The organism is Pseudobutyrivibrio sp., assembly GCF_015057185.1.
In the GTDB taxonomy this organism is placed as follows: Bacteria; Bacillota; Clostridia; order Lachnospirales; family Lachnospiraceae; genus Pseudobutyrivibrio.
Map to the genome: position 1 here is coordinate 1 of NZ_SVEV01000013.1, position 21,634 is coordinate 21,634.

Genomic DNA, 21,634 nt, shown 5'->3' on the forward strand with positions numbered 1-21,634 from the left:
TACCTTTTTCAAAATTGTCCAGACATGAGAAAGACACATGCTAATAAAAGATGCGAGTCTTTGCATATTAGGAAAACAAAATATTCTTGCGCTGTGTGAGCCAGGGGTGGCTGGGGGGAAGTGGCCCTAGACGGCGAAGCAAGAAAATATGAGGTGGCAAGCACTGGGGTCCACAAGATAATTGGAAGATCGGTAGTGGGAAGGGCAAGGAAAGGTGGGCGTAAAAAAAGGAACCATCGGTTATGCGATGGTCCCGTAAGGTTTAAGTACATTTAGTTCATGTCCATGTATGCCTCAGCAATTCTTTGGTAGTCGATTTGGTTGGTGATTTTTTCGACTTTGAAGTCGTCTTCGCCAACTTTAACGCGGTAGATGAAGCAACCTTCGTCGCTGACTGTGTCCCCATCTACGAGTGCCGCTGCAACATATCCTTTGTTTTCGAATTCGAACTGGTCGATAACAGCTAATTCGACCTCCTGTCCGTCTTTGGTATTTACAACGAATGTAATGTACTCTTTGAATTCATTATCCATAGCGGGTGCCCTCCTTTAGGATTCAAATCCCCCCTGCTGTAGGCACTATTGTACATTATAATTGTGTTTAGTTTAAGCAAAAAATATGAACTATATTAGAATAGCCTGTGTGCATGTGGTACATTTCACATTTTGTCCAAGATTTGGTCACAAACGGCGGAATATTGCTATTCTTTGGCTTCTGGTGGAACGGTGATAAACCTACTTGTTTTTTCCATGAGGATGTTGGCCTCGGCGGAAAGTTCCTCGAATACACTTCTCATTTCGTCGATATTGCTTGTTTCATTTATTCCCATAGCAAAGCTTTGTAAATTGATTGCTGAGAATTGGATGTCTGAAATAATGTCATTGAAGGCTGATTTGATGGAGTTTACTGAAATAGAGATATCGTTTAAATCTCCTTTGAGCTCTTCCATATCATCTACGGCTAGGTTTCCATGTTCCATTTCTCCAAGAATGTATTTCTCGTGGGCAATTACGTTGGAGAGTGTGTTAATCATGGCAGCCAGTTTGACTTGCATTTCTCCAATTTCATCATCTCCTGCATCAAAATCAACTTTTGTTTCAAATTTGCCTTGAACGATGTCGTCTAGGACTGGATTTATTTTTTCTATTGGGCTAAGAATTTTACGTATTGCGGCAGTCATGTCTGCTGTGGCTAATACTATGCAGATAAGTGCTACAAATAAGCTAATTCTGATTCCACGATCAATGGTTTCAGCTATGATTTTTCTTGGGAAGGCCATGCCTACTATCCAGTCGCAATCATCTATTTTTTCTGTCATGTAGAGCATGCTATGATTCCTGTAATCCTTGGCTTCGATAAAATCTCCACCTGGAGTGATTAATAGCTTTTCTAGCTCAGGCAGTGCTTCTTTTGCGTTAACTACATTATCCGGAGTTGGATTGTATTCTCCATTTGGATGAGATATGATATTCCCCTTTGAATCAATAAGGAACCCGTAAGCACCGTTCTCGTATCTGAGGGAGTTTACATATTCATTTATGTATGAAATTTCTGCATCAACGGCAACAACGCCAACCATTTCATAATCCATGAATACTGGAGTTGCTACTGTGGCCATCATAATGTCAGGGGTTGTTGCGCTAATATATGGGTCAATTATAGTTGTTTCCCCTGCTTCCTTGGCATCTTTGTACCATACTCTTTCGCGTGGATCTACACCTGCTGCAAAGGTTACACCTCGAGCCATGTACATTTTTCCTTCTTCGGTGGCCATATAGACATATTTCAATTCTGGATGAGTATCCGCAATCCGATTAATGATTCGTTTGATATGATAATCATCCAATATGCCCATTGCTTCAATGGAATCTGCCATGCCTACAGTGATTCCCTCCATGCCAGTAATCCATGAATTTATGTCACTTGCTGTAATGTGAGTTGCAAGTCGTAAATGCTCCTGCTGTGATTCTGCTGTTCGTCTAGTTAGATAAATCATATCCACAACGCTGAGCAATATAACAGTGATAATAATGGCTTTTACTACTCGGCCTGCAACCTTCCTTCGGATTGAATTCTTACCAGAACGCTTCATTTAGACTCCTCCATATATGAAAAACACAAGAACCGTCATTTACTAGTTCCTGAACAACTTCTGGATGATAGGTACACTCCCCTTATTATCTATACTGCGATTTTATTATATAAATACGAAGAATCCGTGAAAAAAATAGAGACTTATTGTGGAAAACCTGAGTATAAATCCACAATAAGTCTCTTGAACTAATTACGAGTGAAAACAAAGCAATCATAACGGATGGCTTTGCCTTCTAGTGAATAAGATGGCTTGCGGCCAGCAAGATATGGTCCCTTTACAGGGCGTTTTATTATAATACGCTTAGGATTAGCTTTTACTGCTGCATCAAGGAGCTCCTCTTCGGTGGAGCAAGGGCTCTCCAGCTTCTGTAATAGCTGGAACTTTTTCTTAATCTTGGCCGTTTTGGTGCGACCTGGAAACATTGGGTCCAGCAAAATGCAATCCGGAAGATAATCAAGATTTTGCATGCCTTTAATGCTGTCGCATTTATGCAGCGTCATTCTCTCCACGATGGCTGACAGCTCTGGAATTTCCTGGGCGCGAGCCAAACCGTCCTCTAGAAGCAAGGCGATAATCTCGTCGAACTCGTACATCTCCACCTGAAATCCCGCTGCAGCAAGAATAATAGAATCCTCACCAAAGCCTGCAGTGGCATCTATAATTTTTTGCGGCATAGGCTGACCCTTGATACGGGCTGCCTTTATCTGCATCTCTCGCTCTAGGTTGCTCTTTTTAAGTCTTGGGAGCATTTCTGTAAAATCCACCATAATGGATAGCTCACCGTCTGTTAGGACAAGGCCCTTATCTGTGTATTCTAGGTAGACACCTGCGTTTTTTAGTTTTTCGTTGTATGTTGATAAGTTAGTCTTTGTCATGATTATGTCTTTTCAATAATATTATATTCACCTTGTCATTTTCGAACAGTTTTCCCATTTGGACAATAAAAAATTTTACGGCTTAGAATAAGAATATACCATCTAAGCCGTATTTTAAATTATTTTAAAAACTTCCTGTCCTTGTCTCAATTGGATTGCAATTATCATCATAGAATGTATATTTCACTGTTCCATGAACATTGCTATCATATGGATCGAAGCCACCTCTACCAAAATAGCCATATATAACTACTCTATTGCCACGCAATACTGGGCCAAAGTAAGAGTAATAATCAACGTTAACATGTGTAAAGGATCTTACTTCTGCAACATATTTTTTTCCATCTATTTGCACTACGTGGTCAGGGTTATATGCAAATAAAGAAATAAAGGCGGATACGAGAATAGTAAGTAGAAGCAATGCTATACCTATTGTTCCTATAACAAAATGTTTGATATGACTCATTTTTCCATATGTTTTAAACCACCACCACCAAAATATCGCTATCCAACCTAGTATTGTCCAACCAATTAAAATAAAAAGTGGTACTTCTCTAAATGTTAATCCAACTATATTTAGTATTAAATAAACAAGTGGAAATGCAGCTGTAAATATACAATGATTTCTAAAAAACGCTGATAACTTACTAACTTCCTCTATTTTTACAATTCGGTCCATCTCTAATCCTGCTTCTATTCGATAAAATATTTCAAGCTGAATGTGCATTTCTTCATCAATTATGCATAGGGAACTTCCATTGTATTGAAAATCCCCTATTTCTTTTATAATTATTATAATAATTATGTAGATTGTTGTTTCCGTTCGGAATATTTTGCTAGAAAAAGTAATGTAAAAGTTATTGATAATACTATCAATAATATAAATATAAGAATTTTGCTTGTTTTAAACATCGTCAAATGCTTTCTTCCTCGCGCAGTTTTAGTTCTTTATTCCCTGCAATATAATCCATTTCTCATCTACACTACAAATAGTAGTTCTACAATCTTCATCTCGATGTAACTACCCACAAAACAATCAAAATATATAGATGCTATGCAAGATATTCCACAAGTTATAATCGCTATTGGAACAAAATATATTGGATGTTTAACATCCCTAATTGCCCAGAGTATATATATGTCTACAAGTAACAATAGTACGCAACTAATTATTGTAAAATACATTATGAATACAAAGTATTCAAGCCCCGAAGGATTTCCACCATTAACTCTATAATCAATTGTTAAGATTAATTCTATAAGCACAAATCCCAGCAAATAAATAATTGTATATGATATATGTGCAATTTTTAATTCTCTAACTATGTCATCCATGTTTTCTATATTCCTTCATTTACTAACTCATTGGTTTTATTGTAGCATAATATATATCATTTTTTTATACTTACACATACCCCAAAATAAGGAGCCCATATTGGCTCCTTAACTTTATCGTATTTTATTAAACACTTTCATTGCTAATTAATTCTTCTAAACATCCAATAAAAGTCTGTGTAATAACATCTCTATATTTGCGACTATATTTCCCAAAAGCCTCTTCAAACATATTATATTCTGTATATTGACCATCTACAAAAGGAATCAAAACATCTTCTAATGCATCGGCAGTAAATTCCCTAAGAAGGTTCTCTTTAAATAATGAATATCTCTTCTCGTATAATCGGTTAACATAATAATAATCACTGATAATTTCATATAATTTCATATTGTTGAAATCGTAAACCTTATACATATTGAATGCATCTTCATCCTGTCTTAAATCCTCTAATGAGAACCCATATTTACCTCTTACGTTATCATCTGGAAACATATAATCGCAAAATTTACCTTCACTAAAAATATTTTCGTCCTTTGCATATATTGCTGCCGCTAATTGATGTAAATCCCCAGCCCAACCTGTGTACGCATCTATAACTTTTTCATCAATCGCCGCACTATTATAAATATATGCATTTAATGTTGCAGCAAAATGCTCTATTGGTAATGTTACGTGGTCTCTTGCTGTGTATATATAGAATTCTTCTATTGGAATCAATTCATCAGAACCATTCCACAATTGCTTGTACGTAATCTTTGATTCAAATAATTCATCACGCTTTCCAGCCAAAGAATTCCATGCTGTTCCTAATTTATAACCCGTTCCATATGCATTAGTTCTAAGATACTGCAAAAGAAATAGATTTGTTTCAGATATAGACGGCTCATAACCATTTTTTTCTTTTAAATATCTTACTGCATAGTCATATAATTCCTTAAGCAATTCTATTGAATCGACATAATTCTCCTCTGGAACAATATATTTAGACTCTATAGCTGTGCTTAGTGGAGATGCAATACACTTATCAATATTTAAATTACCACATTTTGTTTCATAAAATTGATCATATCTCCAATTAGATGGCATCTTCTGTCCGATATTTCCTGTAAAACCTGATGACATATCAGAAACGAAGCTTGCTTCTGCTAAATTTAACTCTTCCAACTTATTACAAAGCATTCTTGGTCCATATACACCTACCTTATATTTATTTCCTAAAGTTTCATTAACCCCCTTAAAATATGGAATAAGGTATGTGTCTAAATCAGCAACCAAAACATCATAATCAGCTGCAAAATAAATCACTGTTGAATTCTGGAATCCAAGTCTTGCTGCAGCTTCTTTTGCTGACTTTGCATCATTTTTTCCTTGCGCTTTTGTGAAGTATGTATTATTTCGTCCAGTTGTTTGATATATAGGAAATACTCTCATATCGGCAGCTGCAAGATTATTAATTTCATCACTTGTCAATTTCTTATTAAGCGTACCTCCCGATACATTTGTTAAGTATCGACCAACATCAGTATATCCTGCTGCTTTCAAGCTTTTTGCCATCTCCAGTGTTAGCTGTGTACTTGTATCACAAGCTGTAGCTGCTCTTGCAGTGTTGCCTCTACTTGAAAGTAATGAAGCCCATGTATTTTTTCCTGCAATACCATCAGCACCCAAGCATAAGAATTTTTGAAATTCAAATACTGCATTATATGTATTGTTATCAAAAGTGCCATCCAAATCCCCTGGATAAAAACCATTAATTGTTAATCCCCATTTTAATAATCTCTTAGATGCGGTATATCCTGTCTTTTTCACTGATAATGTAGGTGCTTTATTCATGGTACCATTTCCAAATACTCCATCAGCAGTCAACCCCCATTCTATCTGACAGCATTTAATATAATTCTTATGTGACTTTCTTTCCCATTCTCCATTTGGCGCTGTCAGTCCAATTTTTTCGCCATAATATAAGTTCATATTCTTCTGAATCATATGTTTATAGTATGCATCACAATCTTTTTCACCTTTATATACATATCCATCGGTATTCATAATACCTTGAAGAATATAAGGTTTGACATCACCATCCTGAGCGATTCCCGCGTCTGCCTGAAACTTTCTTACCGCTGACGCTGTTGAATCCCCATAAATTCCATCCATTTCCCCTGCATTATATCCTTTACACCATAATGATGCCTGTATAATGTGAACTATATTACTCACCTTGTTAGATCTTGTTATTCTAGAAGGCAAAGCTTTTAATGTTCCATTGCCAAAGTCACCATCGACTGTGACAGAACCGCCGTACTGCGAATTAATTTCAATTTGTAATGCCTGAATCAAACGTTTAAATGTTCCATTTCCCGTAATTCCATCCAGCTCATCATCACTGAATTTACTAAATCCTGCCTTTCCTCCATATGTATTGTTTAACCATTTTTGTGTCTCTAAAACTTTTACATCCATTTTTTTCTCTCCTTTTTTATTTTGAAATATTGTTATCAATTGTCCCTATTACATCTTCCAATGAATCAATCATAGTCATTAGAATTTCTAGAGCACTCTTGAGGTCATTCAATAGCCTCACTAATTCCATTAATTTCCCCATACAGATTTCTCCTTTCCTAAATACTTTTGCTGTAATAAAAAACGCCTGACAAAATGCTAAAGATTTAATCTCTAACATCTCGTCAGGCGTTGGTCACTACAAATCCTTACGATTGTGTGCCTATTTGCTCAGTACGAATTGTTTTGTTTGATATAGTAACTGAAACCACTGCTTTACATCTATTACATTTAATTTTAATAATTCCTATGGTAGACTCATCTACATCAAATAATCGTTTATTATTACAGCATGGACATGCAATGTGTTTTTCCATTCTCATCGCCTCCCACTTGTTGTCTCTTTCACATTGCGTAACCATTTTCTGTTCCCTCAGTAGCGATGACTATACTATATCAACCGCACATATGTTTGTCAAGCGTTTTTCGAAAATTTGTTCGTACATTTCTTATTTATTCTTCCCCACCTACATTCTCATCAACAAATAGTTTAATGCAATTATGAATCATTTCCTCGTCATAATCTTGAAGTATACCTGAAGCCATCCAGTAAGCATAGTCGCCACTCATGAACTCATCAATGCCATCCAATGATTCGCCATATCTAAACTCAATGTGGTACTCGCCTGCTGGAGTGTCACTAGTAAATGCAAAGTATGTGAATTCACCAGCATCTGCATCCTCTGTTTTAAATACATGGAAATAGCCAGGTAGTACGTCCTCTCCATGTAATGCATCAATATCTTCAACATAGGTGTACTCATGGCTAAACACCTCGTTACCATCTGCGTCTTCTCCAGAGATTGTATTGCCATCTACAGTGAATGTTTTAATACCATTCTCAAAGTAGCAATCAAATGTAAATGAACCATCAGCGTATTTTTCTACTGCTTCCTGTCCGGTCAATGTTCCAATATAAGATTCTGTAAGCATTGAGTAATAGGTTTCAACTGTTTCTGGGTCTGTTTCATACTCGTTAATGCACTCAACCCACCAGTCCTTATATTCGTCTTTCATAAACTCAGGGAACAATTCAACATATGTTCCTTGCAATGCTGTAAGATCATATCCAGATTCAGCTTCCTCTTCAGGTGCAGTTTCTGGCTGGGCTTCTTCAGCCTCAGTTGCTTCTTCCACGACATCATTGTCCGATGTTTCCTGATTATTTGTTTCTGTAGAACCGCATCCATAGAGTGATGCTGCCATAACTAATGTAAGTAATAAAGCGGTTTTTCTTTTCATAATTTTCTCCTTTCGAGTTATATACCACTAACCATAGTTAGTGTAGACATTCTAAATTAGATAGTCAAACCGCTTATTGTTAATTTTTTATCATTTATCTTTTGAATCCAAATTACGCGCCAAAGCAATTATTCCCTTCACCGTAAAATAATCCTCTATTTCAAAGGATTTTTCTGTGGTATTTCAAATATATAATTATTATCATAAATATGTAGATTATTGTTTCCGTTGGGAAATACGAATCTTAAATCAGCTCATATGGAGCTTATGTATTGCGGGAGGGTAATATGGTAAGAAATAGTTTTGCGCTGAAGCTGCGTCCTCATCAGATGTACAGCTTTGGACAGGTTTTACATGAGAATTGGTATGCCATTACAGGGAAATTTGATGCTTTGAATGTATCGAATTTTAGTATGTGGAATGCTGAGGATTTGATTTTTGGATATTTTGAGACTATCGAGCCAATCAGTAAATGGGCTGACGAAGACAAGGATTTCTTTGTCAAATTGAATCAGAAATTCGATGGCTGCTATGATTGGATTTCTGAGCCTTGGGAGCCAATGCGACTGATGTATCAGGATTTTGGAATCGTTCGTGAGGACAAGGAGCTTATTAGGCACCGTGTTTTCATGACAAAACTGGTACCAGGTAGCGAGGAAGAGTACAAGCGTCGTCACGATGCTTTGGTTGATGCGAGAAAAGGGATTAATCCTGGTCCTGATAGCAATTTCTCTATTTGGAATGCAGGTGGATATATTTTCGGGTACGACGAAATTGATACCACAATGGAGCGAGAACGCACCGACGCTGACCGCCAGGCAGATATTGCTTGGGAAACCAAGATGCTAGAAATCATGTCATGGATTACAGATGATGTTGACTGGATCACACATGAGCATCACCCACATGTAAGAAGAATTTGTTATCATGGGTAAAAATATTATAGGTACATTTTTTTCAAAACACAAAAAATGCCACTTTTGGAAAAAATGTACCCCATATTATCGGACTGTAAAAAACTCCTTTGCCAACTCAATCCTATATCTGCATAAATCTTCTACAGTGCCCACATCATTATTATGCTGCTCCATAAAGAACCACTCCTTCTTCCTTTACATTCTTAAAGAATGGATATACACCCACCCATTTATTGAAGACCGCCTCACTCTGGGCAATAGGATTAATATCCAAATCATTGTCAAAATTATAGTCAAAAGTGATTCCTGACAATTCATGCTGATACTCAGCCACCTCAGCATCAGATAAATCTAGCAAAATCATAATATCAATATCTGACTCTGGTCTATTGTCTCCTCGAGCATAAGAACCATATAGAATAATTTTCTTAACATGAGAACCATATATAGACAAAATTTGTTCTACATATTCCTTTAAAAAACTGTTATCCATATCCCACCCCATATTAATAATTTGACTTTTTTCTTTATTCTATTAGTACTAGTGACAAAAATCAACTGATTGGTATGCTTATAGTCCCCAAAAATGCTTTGACCTCATCTGGGTCTGTGGAATATATCGTATATACGTATGAAATATCATCATTTAGATACACCGCAAAAGTTTTATCTGCGAAATAGTACAATGTAATCTGCTGTCCATTCACTTCGCACTCTTCTTCTGTATAGGTATCATCCTCTCCGTTTCCATAGAGAGTATAAAATCTATATGATTCATTGGTCAGTCGAATTTGCACATGTATTTCTGCCCACACTTTATCTACACTCACGAGTGCGGGTGTTAATTCTATGTATGAGCAGTCGGTATCCATTTCCATAAGGATTTCCTTATCAGCACATGCCTCTGGCAAAACAAGATTTTTCCCCAATATTGCCTCAGCATCGGACACATTATCTAAAATTGATACATAGCTATCTGAATCATATTCGTAGCTGATGTTGTTAAACTCGAACTTTCTTGGCTTGTCAAAGCCCTTAATCTTTTCCATGGTATTCTCAGAAACCGAGGTTACAGGAATTTCAATCTCAACATAATCCTTTTGATTTCCACCTATTGTAAACCACAAAACCACTCCGATGACGCAACAAATCCCGAAAGCAACTGCTATCTCTATAAGTATTTTTTTCATTATTCTCCCGCCCCATAATATAATTTATATACCGTCTATTATATTATACACAGTTTTATTACTATGTGTAGGTTTGCGGTATACATGTCTCCGCCAGAAATCCATATGGTCCACTCACTGTCTTCTTTTTCTCATAAACATTCTCCATTAAAAAAATGAGCTGCTAATCAACTTCTTTGGAAATTGAAAAGCAGCTCTTATGCGATTATTGATATTGTCATTATTAAGTTCCTTTCTAGAATCCAGCCTCTTCGGTACATCTCTTTTCACGTCAATCAACCTGACCTGCTGTCAAATCAACCACCGGAGAATTGGAGTACTTCTTTTGAAGCTTCAATTCTTTTTGTTTTATATCTTTTATATCGACAAAAAAGTGCGAGGGATTACACCTCGAGCAGATTTATATTTGTATGTTTAAAAAATTAAAATTTTTTTATAAAAGATGTAAGATATTAATATGTTTCCTGTCTATATAGGTGTAAGGCTTACAAATAATGATTCGAAGGGGGAAATCATGAAGGACCAAGAAATAATTGAGTTGTATTTCAAACGTAATGAACGTGCTATTGAAGAGACAGATAATAAATATGGCAGTTATTTGGCATCTATAGCAGGAAATATCTTAAGATGCAATGAAGATGTAGAAGAAACCTTAGATGATACCTATATGAAGGCTTGGAAAAGAATACCACCCACAAAACCTCAAATTCTAAGAATCTTCTTGGGCAAGATTACCCGTAATATTGCATTTAATAAATTTGAGAATATGACTGCTAAGAAAAGAGGGGGTGGAGAAATCGTAGCTGTCCTCGATGAACTAGAGGAATGCATCCCTGATTCTAACGATGTTGAACAAACAATCTTAGGAAGTGAGTTATCACTTATAATTCGTGAATTTGTAAACGAGCTTCCTGAAAGAGATGCTTGTATTTTTTCTTGTCGGTATTTCTACACTGAAGATATTAAGACAATCGCGCATAAATATAATATGTCGGCTAACAATGTTTCAGTAATACTTAGCAGATTAAGAGAAAAATTGCAGCGAAGACTTATAAGGGAGGGGTATTTAGCATCATGACAAGTAGAGATTTATATTTAAGTATGGTCGGAATAGATGATGTTATTTTAGCCAAAGCATCTAGACCTTCTAAAAATAATAAAGTTATAAAATTTCATAAAAGACTATCCTTTGTAGCCGGCATTTGTTTGGCTCTAATCATATCTGCTACAGCAGTAGCTGCTATACGTCATTTCTGGGGACGAGGAATGAGCGGATATTTAAAATCTACAGATGAACAGCAACAGACTTTAACAGAAACCGGTCAGGCTATCGTATATCCTGAGCTTACAGATTACTCATCATATCAGATTACCGACCAAGGCGTAACTATTGCACCAAATACAGTTGTTGTTGGAGATGATTTTGCTTATATCTCATTTACTGTTTCTGGCTTTGAGGTTGGAGAAAACGAAGAGCCTGCTGCAGAACTTGATTATTATTTAGGCGATAATCCAAGCACTGAGAGTTCTTGGGTAAATGGATCTTCTAGTTTTTATGATGGACTTATCATCGATGATAAAGGATATATTGCCTATGCCGATGGAAGCGAAGTTAAAATCGGTGATGACGGAAATACAATTAGACATTATTATGACGAGGATGGAAATCTAGAATACATTATTCAGATACAAGCCATCGATGGGGTAAACACCATACTAGGTAACACTTTACATGTTAACTTTACTGACTTAGGCATTTATCCAGGCAACGCAGACTATCAATCATACATAACTGGCAACTGGGATTTCACATTGAAACTACCTACTGTAAGCAATACTCAGAACATTAAAGTAAATAAAGAAGTACCAGGCACTAATTTCACAGTAGAAAGTATTGATATTTCGCCTGTTTCAATAACTGTTAATTACAAAGTAAATGGTGAAGTGAACGCTTCAGAAGATTGCCTTGGTATGCCTGAATTCACTGGCTTTGTTCTAGAAGACGGAACAAGACTTCCATATGTGGCAAATGGTGGTTCTTCTGGATTTACAGATGAAACCGAGAAATACGCTGTATGCTCTAGAGCTTTTGATAGAGTTATAGATATTTCTCAGGTAAAATCCATATTACTGTGGCCAGACGATTTTGGTGGCTGTGATATGGTTGAAGTTGAGATACAATAAAACTCTGTATTAAAAGAAAATGCGCAAGGATTAGCCTTGCGCATTTTTTATTCTATCTATCCTCTTGTGTCAACAGATCCATCTTCATCTTGTAGTAGGCTGGTGTCATGTCTAGGTAGTGCTTGTGAGGATTCTCGAAACGCTGCTCCTCAAGCCATACGCTTGTGTCAAGCTGTTTTTGAACGCGGGCACGAATAGTCTGCATGTCCTCGTCAGGTGTTGCTGACTTGCCTGCTCTAATAAGTGGCTGCTGCAAAAGCTCTGCTGTACAGTTCTCGAAAATATGAGTGCTCTTCCATGGCTGCTCTGGGTCGATGAATTTGTAGCCGCCCTCAACCTGCATGTCTACCTCTTCGCCCTTGATTGCAAGCATGTCGGCAACGGCTCTGCCCTTTTCATCCTTGATTCTATATACATCCTTGAGACCTGGATTTGTAATCTTTTCCACTGTCTCTGAAATCTTGATTTTTGGAATGACCTCTCCAGTTTTAGAATCAGTCACAGCGCAAAGCTTGTAAACAGCTCCAAATACTGGCTCCGATTTGGCTGTGATAAGTCGCTCGCCTACACCGAAGGAATTTACCTGTCCGCCCTGCTGAAGAATAGATGTGATGGTGTACTCGTCAAGGGAGTTGCTGACGATAATTTTGGCATCAGTAAAGCCTGCCTCATCAAGCATCTTTCTTGCCTTCTTAGTAAGGTATGCCAAGTCTCCAGAATCGATTCTGATACCAAAGCTCTTTGACTCGATTCCTGCGTCCTTCATCTCCTGGAAAACCTTAATTGCGTTAGGCACGCCAGATTTCAAAACATTATAAGTATCAACTAGCAAAATGCAGTTGTTAGGATAGCTCTTTGCAAAGCTTCTAAAGGCTGCAAGCTCAGATGTACGATAGTCATTATCATCGCTAGTGAAGTACATAACATAGCTGTGAGCCATTGTGCCGCCGATTGGAATATCAAAATACTGGCCTGCAGAAACTGTGGCTGTACCGCTGGCACCGCCAATGTATGCAGCTCTAGCGCCGTAGATTGCAGCATCATTATTGTGGGCACGTCTAGCACCAAAATCTGATACTGCACGTCCCTTGGCTGCTCTAACGATACGGCTAGCCTTTGTAGCAATAAGCGACTGATGATTAATCTGAGCCAAAATCTCTGTCTCCACAAGCTGCGCCTCAATGATAGGGGCTGTAACTGTAATGATTGGCTCGTTTGGATACATGATTGTTCCCTCTGGGAAAGCATCCACATCACCTGTAAATTTGAAATCTCTCAAGTATGTAAGGAAGTCCTCTGTAAAATGTCCCACACTTCTGAGGTACTCAATATCCTCATCAGTAAAATGCATATTTAAAAGATAATCCTTTACCTGCTGCAAGCCTGCAAAAATAGCAAAGCCGCCACCGTCTGGATTCATTCTGTAAAATACATCAAAGCTAACCTTTGTATTAGGATCGATTGATGGATCATTAAAATAAGCATTAGCCATGGTAAGCTCATACTCATCCATCATCATTGTTAAATTTCTCTCTTTATCTTGGGTCTGTCGCATAAATCCCTCCAAAATTAATGCAAAAAAAGTGGTATACAAAGGTAGTATACCACTTTTTATTATTATAATCCCATTTATTCGTATCTCAACGCATCTATAGGATTCATTTTTGCCGCGTGTTTGGCTGGGGAATATCCAAAGAATACTCCTATAGCCATAGAAAATCCTACAGACATATAGATGCTTGCGAAGGATACCGTTGGTGCATAGCCCATGAAATGAGAGGCCATATCACCTAGAACAATTCCAATTACGATTCCAATAAAGCCGCCAAGTAGACAAAGGATGATTGCCTCTGAAATAAACTGGAGCATTATCATTGAATCCGGTGCGCCAAGGGCTTTTCTAGTACCGATTTCTCTGGTGCGCTCTGTAATGGAAACGGTCATAATGTTCATTACACCAATTCCGCCAACTATTAGGGCGATGGCTGCAATCATGGAAATTGCCATAGTCATCTGGCCCATCATTTTGGAATTCTCCTGAATCATAGTTTGATTGCTGTAGGCATCCACCATGAATTTATCACCTAGCTGGGTTGTAAGCTTGTCTGTCAAATATGTTTTAATTTCATTACCTAGGGCGATGGCATCCACATTGTCTGCTGCAACTACTGTGAAATAATAAATTGCTTTGGAATGAGTAAATGACCATGCGGTATTCACCGGAATGTACATTGGAGTGCTTTGAACTTTTGAAGCTCCGCCGTAGCCTGACTGCTTGTTGTATTCATATATTCCAACAACTGTTACTGTCAGGTACTCATCATTTACATTTACCTCATATTCTTTTCCAAGGATGTCCTCAGGATTGTAGTTTTCACCTGCAATCTGTTTTACATATTTATCTGATACCAGGGCCACCTTGCTGCCCTGATTATATGCTGCTTCTGTAAAATAATTTCCATGCAACAGCTTAAACTGGTTAGCTTTGAAATAACCTGCGCTAATACCAGTAATGTCCACTGTCGCCTTTTTATTATTAACAAGAACTGTTCCTTGGCCGACACTTTCCTCTACGGAAATTGCAGAAATTTTATCTTGAAAGTCATTAGCAAGGGAGTGAATGGTTTCGGGGTTTATTTTCATATTTTCTTCGTCCGCTTCGGACAGTTCTTGCGAATAATCAATTTGCTCTATTCCTACGGAGATGTTTTGGACTCCGTAGCTTTCAAGCTGCTTTTGCACTCCTTTTGTCATGGAGTTTCCTACAGTCATAATCGCTATAACTGCTGCAACGCCAATTATGATGCCAAGCATGGTAAGGAAGGCGCGCATTTTATTTGCTTTAATGCTAATTAAAGCCAGTTTGCAATTTTCTTTAATCATTAGGCCACTCCTTTACCACCTGTTTTTTCTGAAATAATATTGCCATCACTAATTGTGATAATACGTGGGGTTTCTGCTGCAAGCTCATTTGAATGGGTGATTAATACTATCGTTTTCCCCTGCTTCTCATGGAGCTCGTGGAACAAATCCATTACAAGGCGGCCGGTGCCAGAGTCAAGGGCACCAGTTGGCTCATCTGCCAGAATAATATCTGGGTCATTTGCCATGGCTCTTGCAATGGCAACTCTTTGCTTTTGGCCACCGGAAAGCTCGTCCGGTGTGTGGTGAAGTCGCTTGCCCATGCCCACCATTTCAAGTAATTCTATGGCTCTTCTTCGTCTTTCCTTTTCTCCTACACCAGCATAAAGCATTGGCATTTCCACATTTGAAATGGCATCAGTTCTAGCAATCAAATTGTAGGTCTGAAATACAAATCCAATGTGTTTGTTGCGAAGGGATGACAGGGCCTTGTTAGGGGCCTTTGAAATGTCTATGCCATCAAGCTTGTAGGTACCGGCAGTCTGTCGATCTAGAATTCCAAGTATGTTCATAAGGGTACTTTTACCAGAGCCGGATTGACCTACGATGGATACGAATTCGCCTTTACGAATATCAAGGTCTATACCGTGAAGTATCTCTAGCTCGTTTGGTGTGCCAATGTAATAGCTTTTTCTAATATTCCTTGCGGAAAGTAAAATATCATTACTCAACGTAAATACCTCCGTCGGCTCCCATTGAATCTAGGGTTGCCTCGTAGCCGTCATCTGCTGTGCTTTCGACGATTAAATCTCCATCCTTAAGGTCCCCACCTGTGATTTCAGTGTAGAAATCGTCTGCGATACCAGTTGTTACTGTGACGTTTTCTGTTTTGCCATCAGCCTTTTGTACTACTACATATTTGTTGCCATCAACATCTGTTTGAATATCAGATGTAGGCACTGATAATGCATTATCCGCATTTGCGATAATGAAATTCATTTTTGCTGTCATTCCAAGTCTAAGGGCATCACTTATATCATCAAGTGTTACGTCTACTCTGTATGTGGCACGTGTTTTAGATACTGATGCTGTTGTGGATGAAGAATCTGTTGTTTTAGTGCTGTTTTTTGTGGCTGTTGGAGACACAAATGAAACTGTTCCGTAAAGGACTTCATCACCGGTAGAATCTGTTTTGATTTCAACTCTCTGGCCAACAGCAATCTGTGCTATCTGGGCCTCGTCGATGTCTGCTGTCGCCTTGAGGCTTGTTACATTATCGATTACTACTGCGTCTAAGCCACTGTAGGTCTGACCCTTTACTATATTTACATTTGTAACTGTTCCATCCTGTGTAGCGTACACAATGGCCTTTGAAAGCTCCTCCTTGGACTTTTCAATTTCCTGTTGTGTGGAAAGTGTATTTGATTGAGTTGTTAGCTGGTTATTTGTAACTGCCTGAGATTGATTGATAATCTCCTGGTTGGCACTGTTTTGTACGTTACCAACATTGGATGCTGCAGAGTTTACGTTGGCATTTGCCTTTGCTACTGCGTCGTTTGCTGTTTGAACTCCTGATTCTGCTGCCTTTCGCTCTGCTACTGCTGAATCATAGGCTGTCTGCTTTTCTGATGCTGTTGAAACTGCATCATCATATGCTTTCTGGGCGTTTGTCACTGCCTCTTGAAGACTTGTGATTTCACTTTTAATGCTTTCAATCTGTGTGTTTAAATCCGAAACATCAGCTGCAGCATCCTCTGCAAGCTCATTATTTTTCTCATTTGTAAGCTCTGTTACCTTGCTGTTAAGCTCGCTTATAAGGCTGTCATTGCTGTTTGCCTTTGCATCATCAAGGGCCTTCTTTGCTGTTTCCACGGCAGCATTTGCATTATCAAGAGCTGTTTTTGCACTGCTTTCAGCGTTCTTTTTATCATTTAATGTGTTGTTACTATTTTGCTTTTCTCTGTTGGCTGCTGTCTGAGCCTGCTGAGCCTCAGCAAGGGATGCGTTTGCCTCGTTCACTTTGATTGCACCGTTATCCCATGCTTCCTGAAGCTGACGATTAGCATTATCTGTAGAAATAGCATTCTGCTGATTCTGGATGCTAAGGGCCTGCTGCTGATAGCTTAGCTGGTCTTCCATGGTGCTCATATCTAGTTTATAAAGCTGATCACCGGCCTTTACCTGATCACCAACCTTTACATATATTTCCTCTACAGGGTATGAATTTGTGGTTGTGGCAAACTGGCTGGATTCCTCTGCGGAAATGATTGTTCCTGTTGCTGACAAAGTCTTTTGGATAGTCTGACTTGTTGCTGGAACAGTGATTGTTTCCATTTCAGTTTCCTCTGTACCAAAGGCTCTAACTGTGCTAACTCCAATAATTGTGGAGATTGTCAGCACCGCAATTACCATAGCAGCAACTACCTTTTTATTAAGTCTTTTGAGGCTGAGCTTGTCTTTGTAGGACAATCCTTCCTCTTCGTTTAGCTCATCATCTATTTCATCATCTAAATATTGGTCCTCTTCTGCATGTCTATTCCAAAATTTTATTCTCTCTAAAACTTTCTTCATTTTCATAAGTTTCCTCCGGTTAATGTCTTTGTTTCAACACTAAGAATCATACAAATCAATTCTTAAGAAATTCCTAATGTAAATCTAAAGAAATCTAAAGATGGGATATTTCAAAGATTAAACACTATTTTTATGCTAGTATAGGCTTAAGGTTAGTCACTACTATTAATGGAGAAGCTTATGAGCAAACAGAGAATATTAACTGTTGATGATAACGAAGAAATTAGAAATATTATAAAGATTCTTTTGGAGAGCGAAGGCTACGAGGTCATTGAGGCTAGAGATGGGAATGAGGCACTTTCTCTTGTGGATGATTCCATTGACCTTGTGATTTTGGATATTATGATGCCAGGGAAATCAGGGCTTGATGTTTGCAAGGGAATCAGAGAAACCTATCAGATGCCAATTTTGTTTTTGACAGCTAAGGGTTCTGATTCTGACAAATCCTTTGGCTTGCTACTGGGAGCTGATGATTATTTGGCCAAGCCATTTTCCCATGCAGAGCTTACTGCCAGAGTAAAATCTCTTCTTAGGCGCTATTACGTATATAAGGGCAAGGAAACAACTGTAGCTGATGACTATTTTACTTATGATGTTTTCAAGGTCGCCAAGGACAGGAACGAGGTGTTCACTGTTTCTTCCACTGGCGAGGCTGTGCCTATTGATTTGTCGGAGCTGGAATATCAGATTCTAAAGCTTTTGATTGCAAGCCCAGGGCGAGTCTTCCCTGCTCAGCTAATTTACGAAAGCATTTGGAATGAGCCTTATTTTTACAGCTCAAACGCCACCATTATGGTGCACATTAGAAATCTTAGAACGAAAATTGAGGAGGACCCTTCGGCACCTAGACACTTGCTAACTGTATGGGGGAAGGGCTACAAACTTGTATGAAAATATTGAAGCAAACTTTTAAATCCTTATACTATGAGCTGATTTTTGCCCTGATTATTTCCTTTGGGGTAAGTATTGGACTTTTCTTCTTTTTGAATCATCTAAATGAAAACCTCTACACCTCTAAGTGGGCAAACACCACCTATTTGTACCAGCAGCTAAATTCCACTGTGGAAAATTTCAATGAGTATATTGCCGATAATAATGTGGCTTCCACTGGCTATGAGGATTTTGAAAAATGGTCCAAGGCACATGACTTAGTTTATTTTTATATAAAAAAGGATAACAAAACCGTGTTTGACTCTAGCCTTGCTAGCTTCTTGGCGGAAATGGATGAAGAGAATATTCCATACACTGACGAAGAAATTAAGGAGTATATTTCTGATGATGTGACATGGTTCAATTATAAAAAATACGATATTACACTTAGCGATGGCACGGCAAAGCTTTATATCTGGGGTGATTTTGCTTATTCTCTTTATAACCGTATATACGTTATTAGTATTGTGCTGTGTGGTCTTATTGCCTTTTTAATTTTCATTTTATTTGTTAGGAAAAAGATGCATTATATCAAAGAAATTTCAAAGGACATTAGCATCCTTGAGGGTGGAGATTTGAATTATCAAATTCCTGTAAAGGGTAACGATGAGCTTTCACAGGTTGCAGGAAGTCTAAATTCTATGCGCATCGCATTGGCGCAGCAAATGGAAAATGAGAAGAAGGCTTTGCAGGCTAATAATAGCTTGGTCACTGCTCTATCCCATGATTTGCGCACGCCTCTTACCACTCAGATGGGTTATCTAGAGATATTAAAGGAGCACCATTACAATTCCAAGGAAGAATTGGATGAGTATGTAGACACCGCTCTTAAAACCTGTCATCAGATTAAGGAAATGTCCGACCGTTTATTTGAATATTTTCTTGCATTTGATCCTAACCCTGAGCGCTCCTCTGAGGATTTGGAAGAATACGAGGGCATGGATTTATTTATGCAGCTGTTTAGTGAGTTTTCTTTGCCTCTCATTAACCAGGGGTTCAGGTTTACATACGGGCAGCAGATTGAGCCCTTTAAGGTTCGTGTGAATATGAATGATATTCTTCGCATATTTAATAACGTATTTACGAATATAGATAAGTATGCAGATGATTGTGAAGATGTTGTAATTGATTTTAAAAATGATGAGGAGAAAGTCATCCTTTCCATTACTAACAAAATCAGAAAGGTGCCTCGCAAAAATGAAAGTGCAAAAATCGGTTTGATTTCCATTTCAAGTCTTATGAAAAGACAAAGAGGCTCGAGCAAAACTCGAACCTCTGAAGATACATTTTGTATTGAATTAATATTCCCTAAATATTAGGATTACTCGCCTGGGGCACTGTTGATGACCTTGCCTGTATTCCAAAGCATAGCAGCCTTCTGGGCTGCTTCTTCTCTGCCTTCTTCGGCTTTGAAGCCTACTGTGCCTGTGTAGCTACCGCAATCTAGGCATGCTACATAAAATCCGTGGTCTTCTTCCTCTATGAGGGCTGCCCCACCACAAATTGGACAGTCATGTATTTCAATATTTTCTAAAAAATCCATAATTACCTCGATAGTGAACTAGCTAACTTTAAGTTTGAATTTCTGAAGCTCGTGCTCTGAGTCAACCTCAGCAATTGTAGCGCCAAGCTTTGTAAATTTGCCAACAATGTCCTCATATCCACGCTGGATATATTTGATGTCATCAATAACTGTGATGCCATCAGCTGCAAGTCCTGCAATGATAAGTGCTGCACCGGCTCTAAGGTCTGAAGCACAAACTCTAGCGCCTGTATATTTCTCAACACCAGTAACAATAGCTACTGTGCTCTCTACTTTGATATTGGCACCCATGCGAGCAAGCTCATCAACATATTTGAATCTGTTCTCAAAGATTGACTCTGTAACTGTGCTAGTGCCGCTGGCAATTCCAAGAACTGCTGTAATCTCTGGCTGCATATCTGTAGGGAAGCCAGGATAAGGTAATGTAGTAACGTGTGTGCTTGTAAGCTTGCGTCCTTTTCCAATGACACGAACTGCATCGTCGTACTCTTCGATGATACATCCTGCCTCGATAAGCTTGGCTGAAGTAGCCTCCAAGTGCTTAGGGATGACATTTTTAATCATGATATCACCGTGTGTAGCTGCAGCTGCACACATATATGTACCAGCCTCAATCTGGTCTGGAATAACTGCATAAGTAGTACCGTGAAGAGCTGGAACACCAACGATACGAATAACATCAGTACCAGCACCTCTGATATTTGCACCCATACTGTTAAGGAAGGATGCAACATCAACTACGTGTGGCTCCTTAGCCGCATTCTCGATAGTAGTTTTGCCCTCTGCTAAAACAGAAGCAAGCATAATGTTAATAGTAGCACCAACAGAAACCTTATCAAGGTAGATATGGCTACCTACAAGCTTGTCTGCTCTAGCTGACCAAAGGCCATAGCTAACATCAACATTGGCACCAAGTGCCTTGAGTCCTTTGACGTGTAAATCAATAGGACGTGCCCCAATAAGGCAACCGCCAGGAAGTGCAACTTCTGCATTCTTGTACTTACCAAGAAGTGCTCCCATTAAATAATAAGAAGCTCTGATTTTCTTGATGTACTCATAGTCTACAGAAAGACGATTGATACTAGAACCGTTAATCTTTACAGTGTGGTCATCCACGCGATCGATTGTAGCTCCGATATCTTCAAGTGCACCAATTAAAACATTTATATCTTTAACGTTTGGTAGATTTTCAATTGTAACAGTCTCATCTGTCATAATAGCGCCAGCCAAAATACCCAAGGCTGCGTTTTTAGCACCACTGATCTCAACCTCTCCTGAGAGGGCAGTGCCGCCTTTAATTACATACTGTTCCATTTTATCTCCTGAT

At 38.4% G+C, this 21,634-nt stretch carries 22 protein-coding genes; 5 read left to right on the top strand and 17 right to left on the bottom strand.

Features of this window, described 5'->3' with window-relative positions:
* Positions 1-272 precede the first annotated feature (272 nt).
* The 9 genes from E7276_RS06585 to E7276_RS06625 form a co-directional block, all read right to left on the bottom strand.
* Positions 273-533 (bottom strand): DUF1292 domain-containing protein, encoded by a 261-nt coding sequence (locus tag E7276_RS06585; protein ID WP_294215320.1) that lies wholly within the window; start codon positions 531-533, stop codon positions 273-275.
* A 167-nt stretch (positions 534-700) separates the two neighbouring features.
* Positions 701-2,092 carry a cache domain-containing protein gene (locus E7276_RS06590; protein WP_294215323.1) on the bottom strand — a complete coding sequence of 464 codons (1,392 nt, stop codon included), beginning with the start codon at positions 2,090-2,092 and terminating at the stop codon, positions 701-703.
* A 188-nt stretch (positions 2,093-2,280) separates the two neighbouring features.
* Entirely contained in the window at positions 2,281-2,970 is a 690-nt protein-coding gene (locus tag E7276_RS06595) for a class I SAM-dependent methyltransferase (protein WP_294215326.1), read from the bottom strand.
* Positions 2,971-3,094: 124 nt separating this feature from the next.
* The gene (locus tag E7276_RS06600; RefSeq protein ID WP_294215327.1) at positions 3,095-3,649 is read right to left on the bottom strand and encodes a hypothetical protein; all 555 of its coding nucleotides are present in this window, start codon (positions 3,647-3,649) and stop codon (positions 3,095-3,097) included.
* Between the two features lie 299 nt (positions 3,650-3,948).
* Positions 3,949-4,305 carry a hypothetical protein gene (locus E7276_RS06605; protein ID WP_294215330.1) on the bottom strand — a complete coding sequence of 119 codons (357 nt, stop codon included), beginning with the start codon at positions 4,303-4,305 and terminating at the stop codon, positions 3,949-3,951.
* A 127-nt stretch (positions 4,306-4,432) separates the two neighbouring features.
* Positions 4,433-6,769 (bottom strand): glycoside hydrolase domain-containing protein, encoded by a 2,337-nt coding sequence (locus tag E7276_RS06610; protein WP_294215332.1) that lies wholly within the window; start codon positions 6,767-6,769, stop codon positions 4,433-4,435.
* 16 nt (positions 6,770-6,785) lie between these two features.
* Entirely contained in the window at positions 6,786-6,911 is a 126-nt protein-coding gene (locus E7276_RS06615; protein WP_294215335.1) for a hypothetical protein, read from the bottom strand.
* 106 nt (positions 6,912-7,017) lie between these two features.
* Positions 7,018-7,185, bottom strand: coding sequence for a hypothetical protein (locus E7276_RS06620; protein WP_294215338.1), 168 nt, complete (start codon positions 7,183-7,185; stop codon positions 7,018-7,020).
* A gap of 136 nt (positions 7,186-7,321) precedes the next feature.
* Positions 7,322-8,110: a hypothetical protein gene (locus E7276_RS06625; protein ID WP_294215340.1), complete on the bottom strand. Its 789-nt coding sequence runs from the start codon at positions 8,108-8,110 to the stop codon at positions 7,322-7,324.
* A 287-nt stretch (positions 8,111-8,397) separates the two neighbouring features.
* Between E7276_RS06625 and E7276_RS06630 the strand changes: the two genes are divergently transcribed.
* Positions 8,398-9,045: an L-rhamnose mutarotase gene (locus E7276_RS06630; protein ID WP_294215342.1), complete on the top strand. Its 648-nt coding sequence runs from the start codon at positions 8,398-8,400 to the stop codon at positions 9,043-9,045.
* Positions 9,046-9,187: 142 nt separating this feature from the next.
* Here the strand turns inward: E7276_RS06630 and E7276_RS06635 are convergent, their stop codons facing one another.
* Positions 9,188-9,520, bottom strand: a complete 333-nt coding sequence (locus E7276_RS06635) for a nucleotidyltransferase domain-containing protein (RefSeq protein WP_294215345.1) — start codon at positions 9,518-9,520, stop codon at positions 9,188-9,190.
* Positions 9,521-9,581: 61 nt separating this feature from the next.
* Positions 9,582-10,217 (bottom strand): hypothetical protein, encoded by a 636-nt coding sequence (locus E7276_RS06640; protein ID WP_294215349.1) that lies wholly within the window; start codon positions 10,215-10,217, stop codon positions 9,582-9,584.
* 514 nt (positions 10,218-10,731) lie between these two features.
* On the opposite strand from E7276_RS06640, the gene E7276_RS06645 reads away from it, so the two are divergent.
* Together E7276_RS06645 and E7276_RS06650 are read left to right on the top strand one after the other, a co-directional pair.
* On the top strand, positions 10,732-11,295 hold the full coding sequence (locus E7276_RS06645; RefSeq protein ID WP_294215351.1) for an RNA polymerase sigma factor: 564 nt from the start codon (positions 10,732-10,734) through the stop codon (positions 11,293-11,295).
* Positions 11,292-12,401 (top strand): hypothetical protein, encoded by a 1,110-nt coding sequence (locus E7276_RS06650; RefSeq protein ID WP_294215352.1) that lies wholly within the window; start codon positions 11,292-11,294, stop codon positions 12,399-12,401. Before E7276_RS06645 ends, E7276_RS06650 begins: the two co-directional genes overlap by 4 nt.
* A gap of 52 nt (positions 12,402-12,453) precedes the next feature.
* Here E7276_RS06650 and E7276_RS06655 read toward each other — a convergent pair whose 3' ends face one another.
* The 4 genes from E7276_RS06655 to E7276_RS06670 form a co-directional block, all read right to left on the bottom strand.
* Complete coding sequence (locus E7276_RS06655) at positions 12,454-13,956, bottom strand: nicotinate phosphoribosyltransferase (protein ID WP_294215355.1); 1,503 nt, start codon at positions 13,954-13,956, stop codon at positions 12,454-12,456.
* A gap of 74 nt (positions 13,957-14,030) precedes the next feature.
* Positions 14,031-15,284 carry an ABC transporter permease gene (locus E7276_RS06660; RefSeq protein WP_294215358.1) on the bottom strand — a complete coding sequence of 418 codons (1,254 nt, stop codon included), beginning with the start codon at positions 15,282-15,284 and terminating at the stop codon, positions 14,031-14,033.
* The gene (locus E7276_RS06665) at positions 15,284-15,994 is read right to left on the bottom strand and encodes an ABC transporter ATP-binding protein (RefSeq protein WP_294215360.1); all 711 of its coding nucleotides are present in this window, start codon (positions 15,992-15,994) and stop codon (positions 15,284-15,286) included. The genes E7276_RS06660 and E7276_RS06665 overlap by 1 nt, the downstream gene beginning before the upstream one ends.
* A complete protein-coding gene (locus E7276_RS06670; RefSeq protein ID WP_294215361.1) occupies positions 15,987-17,840 on the bottom strand; it encodes an efflux RND transporter periplasmic adaptor subunit in 1,854 nt (617 codons plus the stop codon). Before E7276_RS06670 ends, E7276_RS06665 begins: the two co-directional genes overlap by 8 nt.
* A gap of 174 nt (positions 17,841-18,014) precedes the next feature.
* On the opposite strand from E7276_RS06670, the gene E7276_RS06675 reads away from it, so the two are divergent.
* Together E7276_RS06675 and E7276_RS06680 are read left to right on the top strand one after the other, a co-directional pair.
* Positions 18,015-18,725, top strand: a complete 711-nt coding sequence (locus E7276_RS06675) for a response regulator transcription factor (protein ID WP_294215363.1) — start codon at positions 18,015-18,017, stop codon at positions 18,723-18,725.
* Complete coding sequence (locus E7276_RS06680) at positions 18,722-20,083, top strand: HAMP domain-containing sensor histidine kinase (RefSeq protein ID WP_294215366.1); 1,362 nt, start codon at positions 18,722-18,724, stop codon at positions 20,081-20,083. Before E7276_RS06675 ends, E7276_RS06680 begins: the two co-directional genes overlap by 4 nt.
* A gap of 2 nt (positions 20,084-20,085) precedes the next feature.
* Here E7276_RS06680 and E7276_RS06685 read toward each other — a convergent pair whose 3' ends face one another.
* Both E7276_RS06685 and E7276_RS06690 read right to left on the bottom strand, forming a co-directional pair.
* Positions 20,086-20,307, bottom strand: coding sequence for a Lar family restriction alleviation protein (locus E7276_RS06685; RefSeq protein WP_294215369.1), 222 nt, complete (start codon positions 20,305-20,307; stop codon positions 20,086-20,088).
* Positions 20,308-20,325: 18 nt separating this feature from the next.
* The gene (locus E7276_RS06690) at positions 20,326-21,621 is read right to left on the bottom strand and encodes a UDP-N-acetylglucosamine 1-carboxyvinyltransferase (protein ID WP_294215371.1); all 1,296 of its coding nucleotides are present in this window, start codon (positions 21,619-21,621) and stop codon (positions 20,326-20,328) included.
* Positions 21,622-21,634: the final 13 nt, after the last annotated feature.

What these genes read in the sequence shown, in the direction of transcription:
- E7276_RS06585 (WP_294215320.1), bottom strand. Translation starts at nt 533, where the DNA reads ATGGATAATGAATTCAAAGAGTACATTACATTCGTTGTAAATACCAAA.
- E7276_RS06590 (WP_294215323.1), bottom strand. Translation starts at nt 2,092, where the DNA reads ATGAAGCGTTCTGGTAAGAATTCAATCCGAAGGAAGGTTGCAGGCCGA.
- E7276_RS06595 (WP_294215326.1), bottom strand. Translation starts at nt 2,970, where the DNA reads ATGACAAAGACTAACTTATCAACATACAACGAAAAACTAAAAAACGCA.
- E7276_RS06600 (WP_294215327.1), bottom strand. Translation starts at nt 3,649, where the DNA reads ATGGACCGAATTGTAAAAATAGAGGAAGTTAGTAAGTTATCAGCGTTT.
- E7276_RS06605 (WP_294215330.1), bottom strand. Translation starts at nt 4,305, where the DNA reads ATGGATGACATAGTTAGAGAATTAAAAATTGCACATATATCATATACA.
- E7276_RS06610 (WP_294215332.1), bottom strand. Translation starts at nt 6,769, where the DNA reads ATGGATGTAAAAGTTTTAGAGACACAAAAATGGTTAAACAATACATAT.
- E7276_RS06615 (WP_294215335.1), bottom strand. Translation starts at nt 6,911, where the DNA reads ATGGGGAAATTAATGGAATTAGTGAGGCTATTGAATGACCTCAAGAGT.
- E7276_RS06620 (WP_294215338.1), bottom strand. Translation starts at nt 7,185, where the DNA reads ATGGAAAAACACATTGCATGTCCATGCTGTAATAATAAACGATTATTT.
- E7276_RS06625 (WP_294215340.1), bottom strand. Translation starts at nt 8,110, where the DNA reads ATGAAAAGAAAAACCGCTTTATTACTTACATTAGTTATGGCAGCATCA.
- E7276_RS06630 (WP_294215342.1), top strand. Translation starts at nt 8,398, where the DNA reads ATGGTAAGAAATAGTTTTGCGCTGAAGCTGCGTCCTCATCAGATGTAC.
- E7276_RS06635 (WP_294215345.1), bottom strand. Translation starts at nt 9,520, where the DNA reads ATGGATAACAGTTTTTTAAAGGAATATGTAGAACAAATTTTGTCTATA.
- E7276_RS06640 (WP_294215349.1), bottom strand. Translation starts at nt 10,217, where the DNA reads ATGAAAAAAATACTTATAGAGATAGCAGTTGCTTTCGGGATTTGTTGC.
- E7276_RS06645 (WP_294215351.1), top strand. Translation starts at nt 10,732, where the DNA reads ATGAAGGACCAAGAAATAATTGAGTTGTATTTCAAACGTAATGAACGT.
- E7276_RS06650 (WP_294215352.1), top strand. Translation starts at nt 11,292, where the DNA reads ATGACAAGTAGAGATTTATATTTAAGTATGGTCGGAATAGATGATGTT.
- E7276_RS06655 (WP_294215355.1), bottom strand. Translation starts at nt 13,956, where the DNA reads ATGCGACAGACCCAAGATAAAGAGAGAAATTTAACAATGATGATGGAT.
- E7276_RS06660 (WP_294215358.1), bottom strand. Translation starts at nt 15,284, where the DNA reads ATGATTAAAGAAAATTGCAAACTGGCTTTAATTAGCATTAAAGCAAAT.
- E7276_RS06670 (WP_294215361.1), bottom strand. Translation starts at nt 17,840, where the DNA reads ATGAAAATGAAGAAAGTTTTAGAGAGAATAAAATTTTGGAATAGACAT.
- E7276_RS06675 (WP_294215363.1), top strand. Translation starts at nt 18,015, where the DNA reads ATGAGCAAACAGAGAATATTAACTGTTGATGATAACGAAGAAATTAGA.
- E7276_RS06680 (WP_294215366.1), top strand. Translation starts at nt 18,722, where the DNA reads ATGAAAATATTGAAGCAAACTTTTAAATCCTTATACTATGAGCTGATT.
- E7276_RS06685 (WP_294215369.1), bottom strand. Translation starts at nt 20,307, where the DNA reads ATGGATTTTTTAGAAAATATTGAAATACATGACTGTCCAATTTGTGGT.
- E7276_RS06690 (WP_294215371.1), bottom strand. Translation starts at nt 21,621, where the DNA reads ATGGAACAGTATGTAATTAAAGGCGGCACTGCCCTCTCAGGAGAGGTT.